Here is a 21,523-nt window from a genome sequence, read left to right as displayed (position 1 = left end):
CCCGCTCCCGCTCCCGTCCCCATTCGCTCGAGAACCACTGAGCCGCACAAGGAAGTGCCCCTCATGTCCACGACTGTGACAACGGCCGACACCCCCGAACTCGCTCGCGAGAACGCCGTGTTCCGCAAGGTCATCCGGCACATCGTCCCCTTCCTCATCCTCTGTTACGTCGTCTCCTACCTGGACCGGGTCAACGTCGGCTTCGCCAAGCTGCAGATGTCCGAGGACCTCGGCTTCAGCGAGGCGGCGTACGGCCTCGGCGCCGGACTGTTCTTCATCGGCTACTTCCTGTTCGAAGTCCCCTCGAACCTGATGCTGCAAAAGGTCGGTGCCCGCACCTGGATCGCCCGGATCATGATCAGCTGGGGCGTGGTCTCCGCGTTGTTCGTCTTCGTCAACAACGAGGCGACGTTCTACGTGCTCCGGTTCCTGCTCGGCGCCGCCGAGGCCGGGTTCTACCCGGGCGTGATCCTCTACTGCACGTACTGGTTCCCGTCCGCGCGGCGGGCCCGGGTGATCGCGATGTTCATGTCGGCCATCCCCGTGGCGGGCATCTTCGGCAACCCGCTCTCGGGCTGGATCATGGACGTCTTCGAGGGCACCGGCGGCTGGAACGGCTGGCAGTGGCTGTTCCTCATCGAGGCGCTGCCCGCCATCGCGGTCGGCGTGATGACGCTGTTCTACCTGGACAACAGTGTGCGCGACGCGAAGTGGCTGAGCGACGACGAGAAGAGCGTGATCGAGCGCGCAATCGCGAAGGACACCAAGCACCACACCGAGCACGGCAAGACGTGGGACGCGTTCCGCGACCCCAAGGTGTGGCTGATGTGCCTCATCTACTTCTTCTTCGTGATGGGCCAGTACGCGCTCACCTTCTGGATGCCCACCTTCGTCGAGTCCACCGGCATCAAGGGCGGTTTCGCGATCGGCGCGCTGAGCGCCGTGCCGTACCTGGCCGCGCTCGTCGCGATGAACCTCTTCGGCCGCTCCGCCGACAAGCGGCGCGAGCGCCGCTGGCACCTGGTGATCCCGAGCCTGATGGGCGCCGTCGGCTTCTCGCTGGCCGCGAGCTGGACCGGGTCGACCGCCCTCTCCCTGGTCGCGCTCTCGATCGCCGCCGCGGGCGTGCTGACCTGCGCCCCGCTGTTCTGGTCGCTGCCGACCGCCTTCCTCAGCGGGACCGCGGCCGCCGCCGGGCTCGCCGTCATCAACTCGGTGGGCAACCTGGCCGGCTTCGTCAGCCCGTACATGATCGGCTCGCTCAAGGACGCCACCGACTCGACGGCGATCCCGATGTACGTCCTGGCGCTGGGCCTGGTCATCGGCGCCGCGGCCGTCCTCGTCACCAAGAAGAGCGTCGTCAACCGCTGACCGAGCCTGCCTCACACCTTACGGAGTCACCATGCCGAGGTTCGCCGCGAACCTGTCCACCCTGTATCCCGAACACGACTTCCTCGACCGCTTCGCCGCGGCCGCTGCGGACGGCTTCGAGGCCGTCGAGTACCTCTTCCCGTACGCGTACGAGGCGACCGAACTGCGGCGCCGTCTCGACGCGCACGGACTGCGGCAGGTGCTGTTCAACGCGCCGCCCGGGGACTGGGACGCGGGTGAGCGCGGGATCGCGGCGCTGCCCGGACGCGAGGCGGAGGTGCGCGACGGCGTCGACCGCGCCCTGGAGTACGCCGCCGCGCTCGACTGCCCGCGCGTGCACATGATGGCGGGCCTGGTACCGCAGAACGCCGACCCGGCGCCGTACCGCGCGACCTACCTGTCGAACCTCGCCTACGCCGCCGGACAGGCAGCGGCCGTCGGCGTCGACATCCTGATCGAGCCGATCAACGGCCGCGACATGCCGGGCTACTTCCTGAGCCGGCAGGCCGACGCCCACACGGTCGTGAAGGAGGTGGGCGCTCCCAACCTGAAGGTCCAGCTCGACCTGTACCACTGCCAGATCGTCGAGGGCGACCTCACCGCCACACTCCGCCGCGACCTGCCCACCGGCCGCGTCGCCCACCTCCAGATCGCGGGCGTGCCCGACCGTCACGAGCCCGATGCCGGGGAACTGAACCTCCGTCATCTCATGTCCGTCGTCGACGAGCTGGGCTTCGACGGCTGGATCGGCTGCGAGTACTTCCCCAAGGCCGGCACAAGCGAGGGTCTCGGCTGGCGACACAAGTTCCAAGGAGACAACGCATGAGGATCGTCATCACGGGTGGCTTCGGCTTCCTGGGCCGCCAGGTCGCACAGGCCCTTCTGGAGCAGCGCTCGTTCGACGGCGCACCCATCACCCGCCTCGTGCTCGCCGACCTCTTCGTGCCGCAGGACTCGACGCTGGCCGCCGACCCGCTCGTGGACGTGGTCCAGGGTGACCTGACCGAGCACCTCGGCGACCTGTTCGCACAGCCCGTGGACGTGGTCATCCACCTCGCGGCCGCGGTCTCCGCCGAGTGCGAGGTGGACTTCGACCTCGGTATGGGCGCCAACCTGGACACGACCCGCGCCCTCCTCGAGGCCGCGCGCGCCCAGTCGGCCGCCGGCGGTGCGACGGTACGGGTGGTCTTCGCCAGCAGCGTCGCCGTCTACGGCTCGGACGCGGCGCTGCCGCTTCCGGAGGTCGTCAGCGAGTCGACGCTGCCCACGCCGCAGTCCAGCTACGGAGTCCAGAAGCGGATCTGCGAGCAGCTGATCGCCGAGTACACCCGCCGCGGCTTCCTCGACGGGCGCGTCACCCGCCTGATGACGGTCTCGGTGCGCCCCGGCAAGCCGAACGCGGCGGCCTCCGGTTTCCTGTCCGGCATCGTCCGCGAGCCGCTGGCCGGCCTCGAGGCGACCTGCCCGGTCAGCCCGGATCTGCGGGTCGCCCTCGCCTCCCCGCGCCGCACCGTCGAGGGCATTCTGCGCGTGGCGCAGGCCGAGCGCGGCGAGGGCCCCGGGCAGCTGTCCGGCGGCCTCCCGGTCAACCTCCCTGCCCTCACGGTCACGGTCGCCGAGATCCTCGACACGCTGCGTCAGGTCGCAGGGGACGCCGTCGCCGACCTGGTGAAGGTCGCGCCGGACCCGGCCGTCGAAGCCATCGTCGGCTCCTGGCCGGCCGCCTTCGACAACGCCCGCGCGGCCCGGCTCGGCCTTGAGCCCGACGCGGACTTCGCGGCCGTGGTGCACCAGTACGTCGCCGACCACCCGCAGGCAGTCACCGCCGAGGCGGCCAAGCCCACGCCGATAGACTGACGACCATGTTTACCAAGGTGGACGGGCCGGTCCGGCTCGCGGACCGCGTCGCCGCGATGCTCGCGGACGAGATCGAGTCCGGGCGGCTGACCACGGGCGACAAGCTGCCGACCGAGGTGGAACTGGTCAAGCAGCTCGGCGTGAGCCGCACCGTGATCCGCGAGGCCGTGTCCCGGCTGAGCAACGCGGGCCTGGTCGAGGCGCGCCAGGGGCGGGGCGTCTTCGTCCTGCCCCGGCGCACCCGTCCCCTTGACCTCGAAGCCGACACCACCGGCACCTCCGACACCAAGGCCAAGGTGCTGCAGATCGTCGAGGTCCGCCGCGCCATGGAGGGCGAGGCGGCCGAACTGGCCGCCACCCGTGCCACCGCCGCCGACCACGCCCGGATGCGGCAGGCCCTGGACGCGATCGACGCGGCAGTCGCGGCGGGCGGCGACGGCGCCGACGAGGACCTGGCCTTCCACCGCTCCATCGCGGAGTCGACCGGCAACGCGGTCATGGTCTCCACCGTCCGCTACCTCGGCGAGGTGTCCCGCGGCGGTATCCGCGTCACCCGCGCGAACGAGGCCCGCCGGAACGACTTCTTCGACGCGGTCCGCGAGGAACACCACGCCATCCTGGCGGCCATCGAGGAGGGCAACGCCAAGGCGGCCCGCACCGCCGCCCGCCGCCACCTCAAACACGCGGCGGCCAGGCTCCAAAAGGCGGGCCCCGAGTTCTGGAACGCGGCACAGGACCTGGGCGTGGAACTCGACGCGGCCGAGTAGTCCCCTTCGGGGCCAGACCCCTTGATGCCCCTCGCCCGCAGCCACAACTCTCCGCCCGTCGCTGCCGTGTCCCGCTCGTCGAGACGCGACGGCGGGGGAACGAGAGGCGAGCACCACCGGCACGCACCACGGGAGCGCGAGCTCGCCATTCCGGAACTGCTGTGCACCGAGAGGGAGTTGCGTCACACCTGGGCCACCGACCGGCCTCGTCCTCTCCCTCAGCGCACCTCACCGCGTACCGGACACGCACCGCACCCGCTGGCATCCGGCCTCGCCAAGGGTCGCAGAAAACCAGGTGGAGCGCCTTACACGCAAGCCTCCTCCACCGGCATGAGCTCGTACGGCTCGCCCCCGTTGGGTAGCGGACCGTACGAGCGCGGGGAGCGGTTGACAGAGGGAGCCCGGCGATTCGGGGTACCGGGCACCTTTCGCATTCTGGCGACGGAGCACCCCGTACACCACCCGTGCCACCCGCCCACCAATGTTGATGCCGACAGTTCATAACTGTGCTCGAACCCGGCGTCATTCCGGCCCCAGCACAACCAGGTATCGCTCGCTTCGGATGCCGGCGCCCGGTTCCAACGCGGTCAATTCATCCAGCGCCAAGGTTCTACGCTGCCTGACCGAATCGACCTCGAAGAGGCGGGAAGCTCGAACAGCAAAGCTCCTTCAACTGACCTCCCCCCATTGGCAATTGCTTCGCGCGAGAGCCCGAGGTGGCATGATCCGGCCATGAGCCTCACTGCGCGACAGCTCACCCTGGCCACCTTGGACCGTCAGCTCTTGCTCGAACGCCGGCGCCTCGATGTGGCGGAGGCTGTACGCCGGGTCTGCGCTCTGCAGGCGCAGACACCGGCGTCCCCGTATCTGGCGCTGTGGAACCGTGTGCAGGACTTCGCGCCCGAGGACCTCGACGCAGCGTTCACACACGGCCGGATCGTGAAAGCAACCCTCATGCGGATCACGCTGCACGTCGTCCATGCCGAGGACTACGAGCCCTACCGCGCCGCCATGCTGAGCACGCTGCGGGCGTCGCGGCTGTACGACCGCCGTTTCACCGCAACAGGGCTGACCCCCAACGACGCCGACGCGCTGCTCCCAGAGCTCGCCGCGTTCCTGGAGCGGCCCCGCACCGGCGCTCAGGTGGAGGACGAGGTCGCGGGGAGACACGGCGAGCACGCACACCGCGTGTGGTGGGCGCTGCGTACGTTCGCGCCGGTGCACCATGCCCCGACCGGCGGCCCGTGGTCGTTCACACAGCCAAACACCTACCGCGCCTCCACGGCCGGTCCTGCGGCCGCGCCGCAGGAGGCCGACGCCGGGGTCCAGCGCCTGCTGCTCGCCTACCTGCGTGCGTTCGGTCCCGCGTCGGCCCAGGACTTCGCCCGGTTCACCCTGCTGACACGCACCGTGATAACCAAAGCGCTGAATGAGCTCGGCGACCAGGTGGTACGGGTTCCAGGCCCCGGCCGCGCCGCCCTGTTCGACCTGGCCGGCGCTGCCGTGCCCGCCGATGACACTCCGGCGCCGCCGAGGTTGCTGCCGATGTGGGACAGCACGCTGCTGGCTCACGCCGTCCCCGGGCGGCTCATGCCCCCGGAGTACCGGCCACTAGCCGTCCGGCGTAACGGCGACGTGCTGCCCTGCATGCTCGTCGACGGGCAGGTCGTCGGAGTGTGGCACGCAGTCCACGGCGGACTGGAACTGACCGCCTTCCGCAAGCTCGGCAGGGCTGCGTGGCAAGGTCTGACCGAGGAAGCGGAAAAGCTGTCATTGCTGCTCGCCGACCGCGATCCAGCCGTCTACCGGCGCTACGGACACTGGTGGGACAAGGGGTTTCCCGAGGTCGAGCGGACGATCGTCAAGGGCTGACCGCGTCCGACGAGCACGTCCTCATTCGATGGCGCTGAGGGCCGCGAGGTGGTCGGCGCAGCTGTTCCGGGCGGGCGCCGCCCACTGGGTCGCGGTGTTCCTGTGCACGCCGAAGAGGCCGCTGATCATGTTCGGCGCCCGTTCCCCGACCATGCCGCACAAGGCCGTGCTGCGGGCGGCGAAGGTGTGCCGCCCCCGCGGTTGTCCTGGTGGAAGCCGCCGGTCGTCAGGTGGACGATGCAGACAAGCGCATATGGGGCGGGCCGACGCCCGGGCCCGTCTTCGCCACCCGGCGCCGGTTCTCGCGGCGGCCGCATGAGATGCGCGCCCAGCTGTCGCGTGGAAGCGCCCGGCCGGGTGAGGCGGGCGCCGTTGAGCGCCTTCCGGCGAGCGGTTCAGCGGTTTCTGCGAGACCTTGAGGAGGATGCCGCCCCACAGCGGCGACGCATATCCAGGGTGACACCCACATCCAGCGAGGAAGGCGGGCCGTGGTGAGTGATGCGGATCCGGGCACCGCGGGGCGGAGCCAGGGTGAGCTGGCCCAACTCTCGGCGATCGAGTTGAACGTCAATGACCAGGTGCGACGGCTTGAGGTGGATCCACGGACCTCGCTGCTCGACGCGCTGCGCGAGCACCTGCGCCTGAGCGGGACCAAAAAGGGGTGTGATCACGGGCAGTGCGGCGCCTGCACGGTGCTGATCAACGGCCGGCGCGTCAACTCCTGCCTGACGCTCGCCGTGATGCATGAGGACGACGAGATCGTGACGATCGAAGGCCTGGGCGTTCCTGATGCCCTGCACCCCATGCAACGCGCCTTCATCGAGCGTGACGGTTTCCAATGTGGCTACTGCACCCCCGGCCAGATCTGTTCGGCCGTAGGCATGATCGCCGAAGTGGAGGCGGGCTGGCCCAGCCATGCCACCGCTGACGTGACCTCGCCGCGGATCGCGTTGACCGATGAGGAGATCCGCGAGCGGATGAGCGGCAACATCTGTCGGTGCGCCGCCTATCCGAACATCGTCGCGGCCATCCGCGGCATCGCGGACGGAGGCTCTGCATGAGGTCCTTCACCTACGAGCGGGCGACGGACGCACAGGCCGCCGTCACTGCGGTGTCCAGAACCGGCGCGAAGTTCATCAGCGGCGGCACCAACCTGCTCGACCTCATGAAGCTCGACATCGAGAAGCCCAGCCACCTGGTCGACATCAGCCGCCTGCCGTTGCGGGACATCGAGGAGCTCCCGGACGGCGGACTGCGGATCGGTGCACAGGCGGCTAACTCCGATGTGGCCGCCGATGCCCGAGTCCGTACCCGCTACCCGGTGCTGTCGGAGGCACTGGTGGCCGGTGCCTCGGGCCAGCTGCGCAACAAGGCGTCCACCGGGGGAAATCTGTTGCAGCGCACTCGCTGCCCCTACTTCTACGACACAGCTGCGGGCTGCAACAAACGGGATCCCGGTTCCGGATGCTCGGCCATCGGCGGATTCAACCGGATTCACGCCGTCCTCGGAGTCAGCGACTCCTGCATCGCCACCCACCCCTCGGACATGGCCGTCGCGATGACCATGCTGGAGGCGGAGATCGAACTGCTCGACGCCGACGGGTCGGTACGCCGCGTCGCCATCGCGGACTTCTACCGGCTGCCGGGCGACACCCCACACATCGAGACCGTCCTGCGTCCTGGCGAGATGATCACCGGCGTGCTCCTTCCCCCGCCGCCGTCGGGCCGGCAGGTCTACCGCAAGGTGCGAGACCGGGCGTCGTACGAGTTCGCGCTGATCTCCGTGGCGGCCGTCGTCTCGACCGATCAGGGAGCGATCAGTGAGGTGCGGGTGGCTTTCGGCGGTGTCGCGCACAAGCCCTGGCGGTCCATCGAGGCGGAGGCCGCGCTGACCGGCCGTCCCGCCACGATGGCCACCTATCGCGCCGCCGCCGAGGACGCGATGCGCGACGCCGTGGGGCAGGGGCACAACGACTTCAAGATCGAGCTGGCCAAGCGCACGCTGTGCCGCACGCTGGCACAAGCAGCTCAGGCGAGCTGAGGAGACGAGATGATCGGGCAAGCTCTGAACCGCGTCGACGGCCCGCTGAAGGTCACCGGGCAGGCCACCTACGCCTACGAGCAGTGGGGGGCCGGCCAGCCTCTCTACGGGTTCATCGTCGGCGCGACGATCGGCAAAGGCCGCATCACCCGAATCGACACCGAGGACGCCGAACGCGCACCCGGCGTAAAGATGGTGATGACCCATCACAACGCCCCCACACAGGGTGTCCGTGACGAGTCCGTTCCGGCCGAGTACTGGCGCGCCCAGCCGGTGCTGACCGGCCCCGACATCCACCACTACGGCGAGCCGGTCGCACTCGTCGTCGCCACGGCCTTCGAGCAGGCCCGAGCGGCGGCCGATCTGGTCGAAGTCGAATACACCAGCGGGCAGGGGCGTTTCAATTTCGCCGAACAGGACGACGAGGTGTACATCCCGAAGGTGGTCAACGCCGGTCTCCCCACCGACACCGCGGTCGGCGACTTCGACGCCGGGTTCAACAGCGCGGCGGTCAAGGTCGACCAGCAGTACACGACACCGTACGAGCTCTCGATGCCGATGGAACCGCACGCGTGCCTCGTGGAACCCCGCGACGAGGACCTGGTCGTCTACGTCAGCTGCCAGATCGTCGACGCGGCGCGGGCCTCGGTCGCCGCCACGCTTCGGATCGCCCCGGAGCGCGTGCACATCGTCACCCCCTTCGTCGGCGGGGGATTCGGCTCCAAGCTGGGCATCCATTCCGAGACGATCCTGGCGGCGCTCGCCGCCCGCGAGTTGCGCCAACCGGTCAAGGTAGCGATGACCAGGCAACAGATCTTCCAGCTCGTCGGCAACCGCCCCACCACCAGCCAGCGGGTTCGACTGGGCGCGGAGCCGGACGGACAACTGACCGCGATCGCCCATGACGTCACCATGCACACCAACCCCGACGTGGAGTACGCCGAACAGACCGCCGCCACGACCCGCAGCCTCTACGCCGCACCCCACCGGTTGACCAGCCACCGGCTGGCGCCGCTCGATCTGCCGCCGGGGACCGACGTACGCGCACCGGGCGAAGCGCCGGGCATGCTCGCGGTCGAGTCGGCGATGGACGAACTGGCCCACGCGCTCGGGATGGACCCCGTCGAGCTGCGCATCCTCAACGAGCCCACCGTCGATCCCGAGCGAGCCGTCCCGTACAGCGACCGGCACCTGATCGACTGCCTGCGCGAAGGCGCGCGCCGGTTCGGCTGGGAGCACCGCCCGGCCACCCCGGCGAGTGTGCGTGACGGCCGATGGCTGGTCGGCTACGGCATGTCGGCCGCCATCCGCGGGCACTTCCAAGGGCCCACCGCGGCACGGGTCCGGCTGGAGGCCGACGGCACCGCCGTCGTCCAGACGGACATGACCGACCTCGGCACGGGCACGTACACCGTCCTGACCCAGGTCGCGGCCGACGGGCTCGGACTGCCGCCCGATCGGGTGCGGATCGAGCTCGGGCGTTCCGAGTTTCCCACCAGCTGGGGGTCCGGCGGCTCGTGGGGCGCCGCCAGCTCGGGCAATGCGGTGCACGGCGCGTGTATGGCCCTGCGCGAGCAGCTCCTGGACGCGGCATGCGGCGACACGCGCTCGCCGCTGCACGGACTGGACCCGGCAGACGCCGTGTTCTCCGATGGCAACGTGGTCATCGGCGGCGCGTCCGAGGCGCTGAGCAAGATCGTCGCACGCAACCATCCGGAAGGCGTCGAGGCGGAGGGCGGTACCCGCTTCATGGGCGACGATCCGAACTACACCGACTACTCGATCAACACCTACGGAGCCCACTTCGCCGAAGTGGGGGTCGACGCGGACACCGCCGAGATCCGGCTGCGGCGCATGCTCGGCGTGTTCTCCATCGGCCGCGCGCTCAACGCGAAGACGGCTCGCTCGCAGCTGATCGGCGGCATGATCTGGGGAGCCGGCGCAGCCCTCGAAGAAGAGGCCGTGGTCGACCTGCGAACCGGTGCCTTCGTCAACCGGGACTTCGCGCAATACCTGGTGCCGGTCCACGCCGACATCCCCGACGTCGACGCGGTCATCCTTGACGGGTACGACGACAAGGCCAACGCCCTGGGCGCGAAGGGCGTCGGCGAGGTGGGCATCTGCGGGGCCGGTGCGTCCATCGCGAACGCGGTGTTCAACGCCACCGGCCTGCGCGTGCGCGACTTCCCCATCACCATCGAGAAGGTGCTCCCCGGTCTGCCACTGATGGAGACGTCAACTTGACCCGGCCCTTAAAGAACCGGGCTTGGAGGTAGCGCCCGACTGGCTGCCGGGTGGACTCCTCCGTCCAACCACCCCTAGGAGGTGGCAGGGACGCGTGACTCACGCCCCGCGTTCCACACGCTCTCGCCCTTGCGAGCGATGTTGTGGGAAGCGTTCCGGTCCGCGTGCGCAACGACGCCGCAGCCCCGGCAGATAAAACGTGCCTGGTCGACACGGTTGTTCTTGTCGATGTGGTCGCACTGGCAGCACTGCTGCGAGGTGTAGGCCGGATCGACGTGGACGAGTGGTACACCGGCCCGGCGGGCCTTGTAGACGATGAAATCCCCGAGCTGGGCGAAGGCCCAGGAGTGGAACGTGACCCGTTGTGGCTTGCGGAGCCGTACCCGTGCGCGGATGCCCTTGAGTTCTTCCAGGGCAATACCGCGTCCGGTGCGTTCAGCCTCGGTCACGATCGTCTTGGCGATGATGTGGTTGGTGTTGCGGACGTGGCGAGCTTCCCTGGCGCGCTGACGTACCAGGACCCGGCGCGCCGACTTGGTGCGCTTCTTCTGGAGCTTGCGCCGCAGATTCAACTGCCGCTTGCGGTACCGGTTGAGGCCGCGTCCGGCCGCCTGGTGTCCGGTGGAGGTGGTGGCAATGTTGACGATGCCGAGGTCCACGCCGATAAAGCCGTCCGGCGCGTACGCCTCTTGCTCGGGGACATCGCAGGTGGCGACCAGATAGAACACGCCGTCCCGGCTGATCAGATCACACTCGCCGCGCCGGTGCTCGCGCAGCGTCTCGAGCGCGCCTGGCGAGCAGGCGAACCGTACGCCTCGCATACGTCCGGCGGTCGTCCAGACAGACACGGTCTGCGCGTCGTACTGCCACGACAGGCACCGGTCGTCGTACGGCTGCGCCGCCTCCGGCCGGAACGTGATTGGCTTGGACTCTGCTTTGCGCCGCCGCTTCGAGCCCGGCCTGCCCAGGTTCCCGGCGCGCAGGTTCGCGGCCAGGGTGGTGTAGGCGTCGCGGGTCTTCTTGATGACGTGCTGCGCCGACTGCGCCCCGAGACCGCGTGCTTTCAACTGGGCGTAGGTGTGCTTGCGCAGCTCGTACTCACGCGGAACACCATGTTCGAACGCCACCTGTGACACCCAGCATGCCGCTTCGTTCACGGTGTGCAGGGTCGCCGCCAGCGCGGCGGCCTGGTCGGCCTCCGGCATCAGCTTCACCTGCACCACAATCTTCACGCGTTCAGCCTAGCCAGAGCCACTGACAAGCGTGCATATCCGTGCGTCTGCTCCACAAGAGAGTCCCCCACGAAGCCAACGACCTGGCCGACGCCATGGCCCGGGTGAGCGAGGAGGCTCACCTGGGCCATGGCGTCGGCCAAGATCGGACCGAATCGCAGCGGGCGCAGACCCGGCTCGCCACCACCCGACTGGTCTTCGTCATCGCTGTCCGCCAAGCCCTGATCCGAAGCAGCCCGCGGCGCGGGGCCGGCTGGGCGGGCCGTTCATCGCGTCACAAGATCCCGGCACATAACGGCCCTTGGCCGCGCAGGTGCTGCCACAACCCGCCGACGCCTTCTGATCCTGCGCTCACCGACCGGTGCGCGAACTCACCAACTCGCGTCGTCACTCGTCATCGACGCAGCCGGCGGCTGTCCGGCTGCGGCCTCAGGGCGGCTCAGGTGGTGCTGTCCTTGGGTGGTTCGGGTTGGGTGTGGAGGATGTCGCGGGCCTGTTCCGCCGCGCGCGCAATGCTTTCGGAGACGTAATCGAGGAAGCGGGCGATGTTCTCCAGACGGGTCGCGGCCGGAGTGCCTGAACCGAGGACACCGACACCCTGCCGCGCGATGTCGACCATGTGGGCGGTGGAGCGGGCGGACGCCATCATCGACTGGTACATGATGTCGTTGTCCACGACATATCGCTCACGGCGACGCTCATCGCGCTCCCGGCGGACCATGCCCTGACTCTCCAGAAACGCGACCGCCTTCGAGATGGACGCGGGGCTGACCTGGAGACGCTGGACGAGTTCGGCGGCGGTGAGACTGCCGGTGTCGGTGAGGGTGAGGCAGGACATCACCCGCGCCATCATCTTCGGTGTGCCCGACTGTATGAGGACGGTCGTGAACGTCTCCTCATACGCGCGCACCGCCTCCGCGTCACGCCCATAAGCCTGCGCCGGCGTTCCCGCTTCCCGGGGCGTGGCCTGCTTGCGGCGGGCCCGCTGTTCCGTGGCCCGGTGTGCGAGGTCCGCGCGGTAGGCGGTCGGGCCGCCGTTACGCATCACCTCACGCGTGATCGTCGACGTCGGGCGCTCCAGATTTCTGGCGATCTCGGCGTAGGCGAGGCCGTCGGCCAGCCCCAGCGCGATCTGCTGACGCTCCGGCTGGGTAAGTCTGCCTCCCGGCATTTACGCTCTCCCTCTCCTTCACAGCCCTGCACCGGCCCCGGCGCCCGTGCGTGGCATCCGTACCCGGCAACTGCGCCCGGACGCCGGCGTTCGCCTCCGGTGTCCGGCGCCCTGACTCCATACCCAGCAACCAGTACCTGGCGGCCGGCATCCGTAGCTGGGGTCCGGCGGGTCGACTATAGCGTTCACTCTCATTTCATTGCAACGACCGGGGGTGAGTTCTGTTGCATTCGAGTCCAGACCATTGCAATGAAATCTCGGCAACTACCTGCGGTTATAGGGTTATTGAGCAACAAGACCGTTGCCCGATCCTTGAATGCAACGTAGCGTTTCGCCCATCAGAAACAACGGAGCCAAGGAGCACACCATGCAGAAGTTCGACACCCCCACCCCCATCACCACCACCCTGAACATCCCCGCAGGCCGCATCCAGTTCATCGCCGCTGACCGCGCCGACACCACCGTCGAGATCCTGCCCGCCGACAAGTCCAAGAGCCGCGACCTCAAGGCCGCAGAACAGACCACGGTCACCTACGCCGACGGTGTTCTGCGCATCGAGGCTGCCGCCGCGAAGAACCGGATCCTCGGCAACTCCGGTTCCGTCGAAGTGACCGTCCAACTGCCCGCCGGCTCCCGCATCGAGGCGAAGACTGCCGCCGCCGAACTGCGCGGTGTGGGACGTCTCGGCGACGTCACCTTCGAAGCCGCACAGGCCACCGTCAAGCTCGACGAGACCACCAAGACCCACCTCACCCTCCAGGCCGGCGACATCCTGGTCGGCCGCCTGAACGGCCCCGCGCAGATCAGCACCCAAAAGGGCGACCTGAACGTCGCCGAGGCCACGAGCGGGACGGTCGAACTGCGCACCGAGTTCGGTGACATCACCATCGGCGCCGCCCGCAACACCTCCGCCACCCTCAACGCCGGCACCACCTACGGCCGCATCCACAACACCCTCCAGAACACCACAGGCACCAACGCCGCACTCACCATCCACGCCACCACCGCCCACGGCGACATCACCGCCCACAGCCTCTAACCCACCCACAACCCCCAAAGGAACACCCCTCATGAGCACTTCGGCCATCGCGGCGAACGGGCTGCGCAAGTCGTACGGCGACAAGACCGTCCTGGACGGCATCGACCTCGCCGTCCCCGAAGGAACGGTCTTCGCCCTGCTCGGCCCGAACGGCGCCGGCAAGACCACCGCCGTCAAGATCCTGTCCACCCTCCTCTCCCCCGACCCCGCCTCCGGCGAGATCCGCGTCGGCGGGCACGACCTCGCCACCCAGGCGCAGGCGGTGCGCGGAGCGATCGGTGTCACCGGGCAGTTCTCCGCCGTCGACGGCCTGATCACCGGCGAGGAGAACATGCTCCTCATGGCCGATCTCCACCACCTCCCCAAGCGCGAAGGGCGCCGCGTCGCCGCCGAGTTGCTGGAGCGGTTCGACCTGGTGGACGCCGCATCGAAGCCCGCCTCCACCTACTCGGGCGGCATGAAGCGCCGCCTCGACATCGCCATGACCCTGGTCGGCAACCCCCGGATCATCTTCCTCGACGAGCCGACCACCGGCCTCGACCCCCGCGCCCGCCACAACATGTGGGGCATCATCCGCGAACTCGTCACCGACGGGGTCACCGTCTTCCTCACCACCCAGTACCTCGACGAGGCCGACGAACTCGCCGACCGTATCGCCGTCCTCAACAACGGCAAGATCGCCGCCGAAGGCAGCGCCGACGAACTCAAGCGACTCATCCCCGGCGGACACATCCGGCTCCGCTTCACCGACCCCGACGCCTACCAGAACGCAGCCTCCGCAATGAGCGGCTCCAGCCGCGACGACGAGGCCCTCACCCTGCAGATCCCCAGCGACGGCAGCCAGCGCGACCTGCGCTCCGTCCTCGACCGGCTGGACTCGGCCGGCATCGAGGCGGACGAGCTGACCGTGCACACCCCCGACCTCGACGACGTGTTCTTCGCCCTCACCACCACCAACGTGCCGGCCCAGCCCAACCAGCCCAAGGAGACCGTCCGATGAGCTCCCTGTCCCTCGCCGTGCGCGACTCGACCACCATGCTGCGTCGCAACCTCCTGCACGCCCGCCGCTACCCGTCGCTCACCCTCAACCTGCTGCTCACACCGATCATGCTGCTCCTGCTGTTCGTCTACATCTTCGGCGACGTCATGAGCACCGGCATCGGCGGCCACGACGCCGACCGCTCCGTCTACATCGCCTACATCGTCCCCGGCCTGCTGCTGATGACCATCGGCTCCACCACCATCGGCACCGCCGTCTCCGTCTCCAACGACATGACCGAAGGCATCATCGCCCGCTTCCGCACCATGGCCATCCACCGCGGCTCCGTCCTCATCGGACACGTCATCGGCAGCGTCCTGCAGTGCATCGCCAGCGTCATCCTCGTCGGGGCCGTCGCCGTCGCCATCGGCTTCCGCTCCACCGACGCGACCGCCCTCGAATGGCTCGCCGCGTTCGGACTCCTCGTCCTGTTCGCGACGGCGCTCACCTGGATCGCCGTCGGCATGGGCCTCATCAGCCCCAACGCCGAAGCCGCCAGCAACAACGCCATGCCCCTCATCCTCCTCCCCCTCCTGTCCAGCGCCTTCATCCCCACCGACACCATGCCCGGCTGGTTCCGACCCATCGCCGAGTACCAGCCCTTCACCCCCGCCATCGAAACCCTCCGCGGCCTCCTCCTCGGCACCGAGATCGGCATCAACTGCTGGCTCACCATCGCCTGGAGCCTCGGCCTGACCGTCCTCGGCTACTACTGGTCCAAAGCCAAGTTCAACAACGACCCGAAGTAGCCCGCATGACCAGGCGGACCACCACGCAAAACCCGCACGCACCACCCCGTGACGGCAACACAACCCCTACCGCACCACCTCGTGGCGGCGCACCCCGACACCACGTCGGAGTACGCCGCCACACCCATACGCGCGTGCAGAGCGTTCAGGTTGGAAGGGCTCGCTCATTCTTGACGCGAAGAAGGGCTGCCTTTTCATGACGGAGCCTGCGGGCCTTGCCCCCTGCTGTACGCCAAGTGGCGCGCGCCCGCCGGGGCTCAGGTCTGCCACCCTGTCGCCTGGGAGACGACTTGCGAGCGCGAAACGGTTCGGCTGGTGCTCCGGCCGGCCCGGGTCATCCCTCAGGACGAATCCAGGTCCGCAGGACGAATCCAGGTCCGGGCGAGTTCCGCGACCCAGTCGGCTGCCGCGTCGGCAGCGGGCGGCGGCGCGCCGACGACGACGAGTTCGGTGACGCCCGCCGCATCGAGTGCGGGAAGGTGCTCCGGGACACCGTCGCTCAGCGCTACGGCGACCGTGAGCTCGTCGAAGGGGCGACCGTGGCGGGCGCACTCATCGGCCAGGACAGCGATGCGCGCCGGGACGTCGGCCGCCGCAACGTTGAAGCCGTACCAGCCGTCGGCGAGCGTGGCCGCGCGGCGCAAGGCGGCGTCGCTGTTGCCGCCGACCACGACCGGGAGCCGGCCGCCGCGCAGCGGCTTCGGATTGACCCGGATCGCCTCGAAGCGGGTGAACTCCCCTGTGAAGGAGGCCGGGTCCTCGGCCCACAGGGTGCGCATCGCGGCGAGGTACTCTTCGGCCCGCCGCCCGCGCTTGGCAAAGGGGACCCCGAGCGCCGCGAATTCCTCGGCCGACCAGCCGACCCCGACCCCGAGGGTGAACCGCCCGGCGGAGAGCACGTCGAGTGTGGCGGCCTGTTTGGCGACCAGGACCGGGTTGTGCTCAGGCAGCAGGAGTACGCCGGAGGCGATCTCGATCCTGCTGGTGACCGCCGCCGCGAAGGTCAGGGCAAGCAGCGGGTCCAGCCAGTCCGCGTCCGGGGGCACGGCGATCCGGCCGTCGGCGGAGTAGGGGTAGCGCGAGGCGGGCGCGTCCACGAGCACCACGTGCTCGCCGCACCAAAGCCTTGCGAAGCCGTGTGTCTCCGCGGCTGTGGCCACCGTACGGATCACCTCTGGACGAGCACCGTCACCGATACCGAGCGCGTGCAACCCCACTCGCATCTTCCACCTCCGGGCGTCACCTTAAATGCGAGCCGGACGCTCACGCGTGATGTGGCGCGCCGCGCGCGAAGGAAGCGCTGGCCCACGCGGACGAACGGACCCGGACAGTCCGCGTGTCACCTCCTGCACGGCCCGCGCACTGCCGCCGCAGCCCGCCGACTACTTGACCCGGCATCAGCCGACGGCGACCGGGCTACCCCACCGCTACGAATTGGCGCAGAGCCTGTTGCACGGCGGGCGGGCCGCGCGCGCTGCCGGTGACCGAGACGGCGTCCGGCCGTTCCTGCAAAGAGGGCGGCGCCCCTCGGCCGCCAGATCGCCCTGGCCACGTGTCCTGCCCCCGACGCGGGCAGGCTCACCTCACGGGAACGCGATGTGCTGACCCTGATCGCCGAGGGATTGGGCAACCGCCGCATCGCCGAACGGCGCCGCATCTCCCCCAGCACAGCAGGCATGCATGTCTCCCACATCCCGGCCAAACTCGGCGCCGAAACCCGCACCGAATCAGCGACCATTGCCCCGACCGGCGAGGACTGACGTAGGGCCGACGAGGGGCGCGGACCGGCCGCTGCGGCGTGCAGCAACTGGGCTTCGACGTATGCGGATCGGCTTGCGGTCGTCATACGTCCGCCATCGTGTCCGGGGTGCGGGGCGGGAGCCCGGTGGGTGCACTCGCCGGGCGCCTGCGCTCCGCACTCGCCGTGGGGTCCCGTCCTCCTGAGCAGGGTCTCCAGTGGGGCACAACATCACTGGCGCTGATGGATCACCCGTGAGCTCACCCCGCCCGGGTCGGGTGCGTGGGTGCGGTCCGTCCCGGGCGAAAGCTCGTCAGAGCTGGCGGAAGTAGACGGCGGCCGGGACTTGGATGCACCCGAGGCTCTCGTACAGGGCTCTGGCCGGCGCGTGGAAGGTGTCACCTCCGGTGCCGATCTCGACCATCTCGGCTCCGAGCGATTTCATTTCGTCGAATGCGTGCCGGCAGACCACGGTGCCCGCGTGGTCGCGGCGGTGCTCGGTTGCGATGGCCAGGATCGCGATGGTTCCGTGCCTGCGGGCCGGGTCGACGCTCCACCCCACGTACCCGGCGATGGCACCGTCGATTTCGGCGACCGCGACGTACTTGTGCCGGTGGGGGTTGTGGAGTTCGGCGACCTGCTTGCGGTAGTCGTCACGCCAGTTGCCGTGCTGGAGAGTGAAAATGGCATCGCCCACGAGAGGGCGGAAGGAACCCTCGAAGAACGGCCGGAACGTCTCGATGGTCAGCTCGATCAGACGTGCCTGGTCACGCTGAGCGAAGGGGCGAATGAACATGGAACATGCCTCTCTGAACGAGGGGTCGAACGCTGAACACAACAGTCGTCGACTGGCTCGCTCGACCGCAGACGCGGCAGCGGGCCGATCCTCAGTGGCGAATGCGCCAGGCCGCGAAGCACTCCATGCGCGTCACGCTACCTGACTGAGGTGCAGGGATGCGTCAGGCAGCGATGCGGCTCGATTGCTGTGACAGCGACGGCAGTTGAGAAGCCGCCCGTTCCGATGAGGCGGAGGGTGAACCTCCCGGCTGCAGCGCGACACGACTCGTGCCTGCCTGACTCACGGCCACTCCAGCAGTCCAGTCGGTGGAGAGTCAGGCGCGAGAGTGTGCAGCGGAATCCCAGACCTCAAGGGAGGCCCGCCAAGGGGCGCGACGCCAGCCCCCGCCCTTCCGGTGGTCCACCCCACACACGCGTTTCGGTGTTGCTGTGGGGTCTCCGCTTCCGTGGCATTCGGCGCAGCTGTACGTGCGACTTCCCTGGCTCGCTCACGGATCGGCAGGAGCGGTGCTGCTCACGGCCGCGTCATTTCCTCTGCGCGCCTGAGGCGGGCTCGGCCGCGGATTGCGACACCGTGCGCCAGGCGGCGTCGGCCTCGGACGGGTAGTACGGATCAGACGGCGATGGTCTTGTACTCGATGTACTGGCCCAGGCCGACGGCCCCGAACTCGCGGCCTGTGCCGCTGGCCTTGAAGCCGCCGAAGGGGCCGTCGAAGGCAGGCATGGCGCCGTTGACGAGCATCAGTCCGGTGCGCACCCGGCGGGCGACGGCCAGCGCGCGTTCACGGTCGGCGGACCAGACGCCGCCGCCCAGGCCGTAGTCGGAGTCGTTGGCGATGCGGACCGCGTCGTCCTCGTCGTCGAAGGGGATGACGACCAGGACCGGGCCGAATATCTCCTCGCGGGCGATGCGCATCGAGTTGTCGACGTCGGCGAAGAGGGTCGGGGAGACGTAGAAGCCGCCCTCCAGGCCCTCGGGGACCTGCGGCCCGCCGGTCACCAGGCGCGCGCCCTCGGCGATGCCGAGTTCGATGTACGAGCGCACGCGCTCCTGCTGGTCGGCGCGGACCATGGGGCCGATGAACGTGGCCGGGTCGGACGGGTCGCCGACGGTCAGCGACTCCATCATCGTCCTGACCGCGTCGACGACCTCTTCGTAGCGGCTGCGCGGGACCAGGATCCGGGTGTGGGCCTGGCAGTTCTCCGCGTTGTTGCCGAGCGAGTGGTACTTCAGGCCCTCGGCGACCGCGGTGACATCGGCGTCCTCCAGGATGATCGCGGCGGACTTGCCGCCCAGCTCCAGGCTGACCCGCTTGAGCTGCTCACCGGCCAGGGAGGCGATCTGGCGGCCGGCCGCCGTCGACCCGGTGAACGCGATCTTGTCGACGCCTGGATGGGCGACGAGGTACTCGCTGGTCTCCCGGCCCGCGGGCAGCACCGAAATGACACCCTCGGGGAAGCCGGCCTCCGCGAAGACCTCCGCGAGCGCCAGGGCATCGATCGCCGTCTCCGGCGACGCCTTGAGGACGACGGTGGCGCCGGCGAGCAGCGCGGGAACCATCTTGGCCAGGGCCGACTGGTGCGGAGCGTTCCAGGGGATGACGGCGGCGACGACGCCGACCGCCTCGCGGCGCAGCAGCGCCCCGGACGCGAGCTGCTGCTCCCACTGCAGGCTTGCGGCGGCGCGCAAGTAGGCGGCGGTCTGTTCGGACAGGCCGTGCACGTTCAGGCCCGTGGTGACCGCGATCGGCGAACCGTTCTCCGCGGTGATCAGTGCGGCCATCTCGGCGGACCGGTTGTTGTACAGCTCCTGGAAACGCGTGACCGTCGCCTGCCGCTCCTCGGGCGTCAGCCGTGGCCACGGGCCGTTGTCGAACGCCTCGCGGGCGGCGGCCACCGCCGCGTCCACGTCCGCCGCGGTCGCGTGCGGCACCGTACCGACGAGCGACTGGTCGTGCGGGGAATGGACCTCGATGATCTCGGAACCGGCCGGGGCCACCCAGTGGCCACCGATGAAGAGCTGGTCGTAGGACGTCGTGACGTATCTCGCCTTCTGCCTGCGGCGGGCGTGGCTCGCTGCATGGGGAATTCCGGCGAGCCATTTCAGACCGCCGGTCTATTACGTGCTCGAACGTAAGGGACCGTCGGTCTGATGTCAAAAGACCGCGAGTCTGTAAAGTGGGGTGCATGACGACTTTCCAGCGCGCGCGCAGCGAGGAGCAGCGCGAGGTGCGCCGCCAGGCGATCCTGGACACCACGGCCGCGATGCTCGACGAGATGCCCGTGACCGCGGTCGCTCTCAACGAGCTGAGCCGCCGGGTCGGCCTCGCCAAGTCGAACGTGCTGCGCTACTTCGAGTCGCGCGAAGCGATTCTGCTGGAGCTCCTCGACCAGGCGTGGCAGCAGTGGAACGCCGACCTGCCCGAGCAGCTGGACGCCGCCGTCGACGCCGCCGCACCGGTGGTCCGGCGCGGCGAGCAGTTCGCCGGCGTCATCACCCGCACCCTCGCGGACCGGCGGATCCTGTGCGACCTTCTCAGCGCGCAAGCCGGCGTACTGGAACACAACGTCTCACCCGAAGTCGCCGCTCGCTACAAGAAGGCCGCGCTCTCCAGCGTCGCCGGCCTCGCCGCCCTGGCCCGCGTCCACCTGCCCGAACTCGGCGAGCGTGCCGAGCAGTTGTGCGGACAGATGATCATGGCTGCTGGGGCAGTATGGACACACGCCCGCCCGTCAGCCGCCATGCTCTCCGCCTACGAGGACGACCCCTCCCTGGCCGTGCACCGGATGGAATTCGCGCCCTCCCTGCACGAAATCCTGGCCACCCTCGTCGCCGGCACCCTGGCTCGCGCGCAATCCTGACGCGCGTGCCCCCTTCACTCAACTCCCCCTGGAGCAGATATGCGTGTGGTCATCTTCGGCGCCTCCGGCATGGTCGGGCAGGGCGTCCTGCGCGCCTGTCTCCTGGACGACAGCGTCACCGACATCCTGTTGGTCGTCCGTAAGCCCCTGAACAAGATCCACCCGAAGATCCGTGAAGTCGTGCACGCGGACTTCACGGACTTCTCAGCGATCGAGGACGAGGTGAAGGGACTGGACGCCTGCTTCTACTGTCTGGGCGTCTCGGCGGCAGGGTGCAGCGAAGCCGACTACACCCGCATCACGCACGACTACACGCTCGCCGCCGCCCGCGCGGTCGGCGCAGACAACCCCACCCTGACCTTCATCTACGTCTCGGGCGAGGGTACCGACAGCACAGAGCGGGGCCGCGCGATGTGGGCGCGTGTCAAAGGCCGTACGGAGAACGCCCTGTTGGCAATGGACTTCCACGCCTACATGTTCCGCCCCGGCTACATCCAGCCCCGGCACGGAGCCGTCTCGCAGACGGGCAGTTACCGGGTGCTGTACCGGCTCACGGCGTGGCTCTACCCGATCCTGCGCCGCCTCGTGCCGCGTTACACCACGACGACCGAGCACCTCGGGCAGGCGATGATCGCCGTCGCCAGGCAGAAGGGCGAAGGGTCGCACGTACTCAACAGTGACGACATCAATCGGCTTGGCACACCCTCACCCCAGCCTGCCGCCGCAGGGTGAGCGGGCAAGAC

20 protein-coding genes are annotated in these 21,523 nt (G+C 69.0%); 14 read left to right on the top strand and 6 right to left on the bottom strand.

What is annotated here, in order from left to right; translation table 11 throughout:
* Positions 1 to 63 precede the first annotated feature (63 nt).
* From OHO83_RS44430 to OHO83_RS44410, 5 genes are all read left to right on the top strand, one after another.
* Entirely contained in the window at positions 64 to 1,371 is a 1,308-nt protein-coding gene (locus tag OHO83_RS44430; RefSeq protein ID WP_266681220.1) for an MFS transporter, read from the top strand.
* A 31-nt stretch (positions 1,372 to 1,402) separates the two neighbouring features.
* Positions 1,403 to 2,197, top strand: coding sequence for a 2-oxo-tetronate isomerase (gene otnI, locus OHO83_RS44425; RefSeq protein ID WP_266681218.1), 795 nt, complete (start codon positions 1,403 to 1,405; stop codon positions 2,195 to 2,197).
* On the top strand, positions 2,194 to 3,228 hold the full coding sequence (gene denD, locus OHO83_RS44420) for a D-erythronate dehydrogenase (protein WP_266681216.1): 1,035 nt from the start codon (positions 2,194 to 2,196) through the stop codon (positions 3,226 to 3,228). Before otnI ends, denD begins: the two co-directional genes overlap by 4 nt.
* Before the next feature lie 5 nt (positions 3,229 to 3,233).
* Positions 3,234 to 3,995: a FadR/GntR family transcriptional regulator gene (locus OHO83_RS44415; RefSeq protein ID WP_266681214.1), complete on the top strand. Its 762-nt coding sequence runs from the start codon at positions 3,234 to 3,236 to the stop codon at positions 3,993 to 3,995.
* A 732-nt stretch (positions 3,996 to 4,727) separates the two neighbouring features.
* Positions 4,728 to 5,867: a winged helix DNA-binding domain-containing protein gene (locus OHO83_RS44410; RefSeq protein ID WP_266681212.1), complete on the top strand. Its 1,140-nt coding sequence runs from the start codon at positions 4,728 to 4,730 to the stop codon at positions 5,865 to 5,867.
* Between the two features lie 21 nt (positions 5,868 to 5,888).
* Here OHO83_RS44410 and OHO83_RS44405 read toward each other — a convergent pair whose 3' ends face one another.
* On the bottom strand, positions 5,889 to 6,020 hold the full coding sequence (locus OHO83_RS44405) for a hypothetical protein (protein WP_266681210.1): 132 nt from the start codon (positions 6,018 to 6,020) through the stop codon (positions 5,889 to 5,891).
* 338 nt (positions 6,021 to 6,358) lie between these two features.
* On the opposite strand from OHO83_RS44405, the gene OHO83_RS44400 reads away from it, so the two are divergent.
* The 3 genes from OHO83_RS44400 to OHO83_RS44390 are packed head-to-tail and all read left to right on the top strand — an operon-like array spanning position 6,359 to position 10,152.
* Entirely contained in the window at positions 6,359 to 6,928 is a 570-nt protein-coding gene (locus tag OHO83_RS44400) for a 2Fe-2S iron-sulfur cluster-binding protein (protein WP_266681208.1), read from the top strand.
* Positions 6,925 to 7,908: an FAD binding domain-containing protein gene (locus OHO83_RS44395; RefSeq protein ID WP_266681206.1), complete on the top strand. Its 984-nt coding sequence runs from the start codon at positions 6,925 to 6,927 to the stop codon at positions 7,906 to 7,908. The genes OHO83_RS44400 and OHO83_RS44395 overlap by 4 nt, the downstream gene beginning before the upstream one ends.
* A 9-nt stretch (positions 7,909 to 7,917) precedes the next feature.
* Positions 7,918 to 10,152: a xanthine dehydrogenase family protein molybdopterin-binding subunit gene (locus OHO83_RS44390; protein ID WP_266681204.1), complete on the top strand. Its 2,235-nt coding sequence runs from the start codon at positions 7,918 to 7,920 to the stop codon at positions 10,150 to 10,152.
* A 74-nt stretch (positions 10,153 to 10,226) separates the two neighbouring features.
* On the opposite strand, the gene OHO83_RS44385 is transcribed toward OHO83_RS44390, so the two are convergent.
* Together OHO83_RS44385 and OHO83_RS44380 are read right to left on the bottom strand one after the other, a co-directional pair.
* Positions 10,227 to 11,357: an RNA-guided endonuclease InsQ/TnpB family protein gene (locus tag OHO83_RS44385; protein ID WP_366121846.1), complete on the bottom strand. Its 1,131-nt coding sequence runs from the start codon at positions 11,355 to 11,357 to the stop codon at positions 10,227 to 10,229.
* A 466-nt stretch (positions 11,358 to 11,823) separates the two neighbouring features.
* Positions 11,824 to 12,555 carry a helix-turn-helix domain-containing protein gene (locus tag OHO83_RS44380; protein WP_266681200.1) on the bottom strand — a complete coding sequence of 244 codons (732 nt, stop codon included), beginning with the start codon at positions 12,553 to 12,555 and terminating at the stop codon, positions 11,824 to 11,826.
* 367 nt (positions 12,556 to 12,922) lie between these two features.
* Here OHO83_RS44380 and OHO83_RS44375 point away from each other — a divergent pair, with 367 nt between their 5' ends.
* The 3 genes from OHO83_RS44375 to OHO83_RS44365 are packed head-to-tail and all read left to right on the top strand — an operon-like array spanning position 12,923 to position 15,382.
* The gene (locus OHO83_RS44375) at positions 12,923 to 13,594 is read left to right on the top strand and encodes a DUF4097 family beta strand repeat-containing protein (protein WP_266681198.1); all 672 of its coding nucleotides are present in this window, start codon (positions 12,923 to 12,925) and stop codon (positions 13,592 to 13,594) included.
* Between the two features lie 31 nt (positions 13,595 to 13,625).
* Positions 13,626 to 14,594, top strand: a complete 969-nt coding sequence (locus OHO83_RS44370) for an ATP-binding cassette domain-containing protein (RefSeq protein ID WP_266681196.1) — start codon at positions 13,626 to 13,628, stop codon at positions 14,592 to 14,594.
* Positions 14,591 to 15,382, top strand: coding sequence for an ABC transporter permease (locus tag OHO83_RS44365; RefSeq protein WP_266681194.1), 792 nt, complete (start codon positions 14,591 to 14,593; stop codon positions 15,380 to 15,382). Before OHO83_RS44370 ends, OHO83_RS44365 begins: the two co-directional genes overlap by 4 nt.
* Positions 15,383 to 15,723: 341 nt before the next feature.
* On the opposite strand, the gene OHO83_RS44360 is transcribed toward OHO83_RS44365, so the two are convergent.
* Positions 15,724 to 16,605, bottom strand: coding sequence for an LLM class F420-dependent oxidoreductase (locus tag OHO83_RS44360; protein WP_266681192.1), 882 nt, complete (start codon positions 16,603 to 16,605; stop codon positions 15,724 to 15,726).
* A gap of 315 nt (positions 16,606 to 16,920) precedes the next feature.
* On the opposite strand from OHO83_RS44360, the gene OHO83_RS44355 reads away from it, so the two are divergent.
* Positions 16,921 to 17,142, top strand: coding sequence for a response regulator transcription factor (locus OHO83_RS44355; RefSeq protein ID WP_323187175.1), 222 nt, complete (start codon positions 16,921 to 16,923; stop codon positions 17,140 to 17,142).
* A 291-nt stretch (positions 17,143 to 17,433) separates the two neighbouring features.
* Here OHO83_RS44355 and OHO83_RS44350 read toward each other — a convergent pair whose 3' ends face one another.
* Together OHO83_RS44350 and OHO83_RS44345 are read right to left on the bottom strand one after the other, a co-directional pair.
* The gene (locus tag OHO83_RS44350; RefSeq protein ID WP_266681190.1) at positions 17,434 to 17,916 is read right to left on the bottom strand and encodes a GNAT family N-acetyltransferase; all 483 of its coding nucleotides are present in this window, start codon (positions 17,914 to 17,916) and stop codon (positions 17,434 to 17,436) included.
* A 615-nt stretch (positions 17,917 to 18,531) separates the two neighbouring features.
* Entirely contained in the window at positions 18,532 to 19,917 is a 1,386-nt protein-coding gene (locus OHO83_RS44345) for an aldehyde dehydrogenase (protein WP_266681188.1), read from the bottom strand.
* Positions 19,918 to 20,105: 188 nt separating this feature from the next.
* Here OHO83_RS44345 and OHO83_RS44340 point away from each other — a divergent pair, with 188 nt between their 5' ends.
* Positions 20,106 to 20,780: a TetR/AcrR family transcriptional regulator gene (locus OHO83_RS44340; protein WP_266681186.1), complete on the top strand. Its 675-nt coding sequence runs from the start codon at positions 20,106 to 20,108 to the stop codon at positions 20,778 to 20,780.
* Positions 20,781 to 20,819: 39 nt separating this feature from the next.
* A complete protein-coding gene (locus tag OHO83_RS44335; RefSeq protein ID WP_266681184.1) occupies positions 20,820 to 21,512 on the top strand; it encodes an NAD(P)H-binding protein in 693 nt (230 codons plus the stop codon).
* Positions 21,513 to 21,523: the final 11 nt, after the last annotated feature.

Origin of the sequence: Streptomyces sp. NBC_00569, from assembly GCF_036345255.1 — a bacterium.
Lineage (GTDB): Bacteria > Actinomycetota > Actinomycetes > Streptomycetales > Streptomycetaceae > Streptomyces.
Note: the sequence above shows the minus strand (reverse complement) of the source record. Positions and strands in the feature narration are given on the sequence as shown.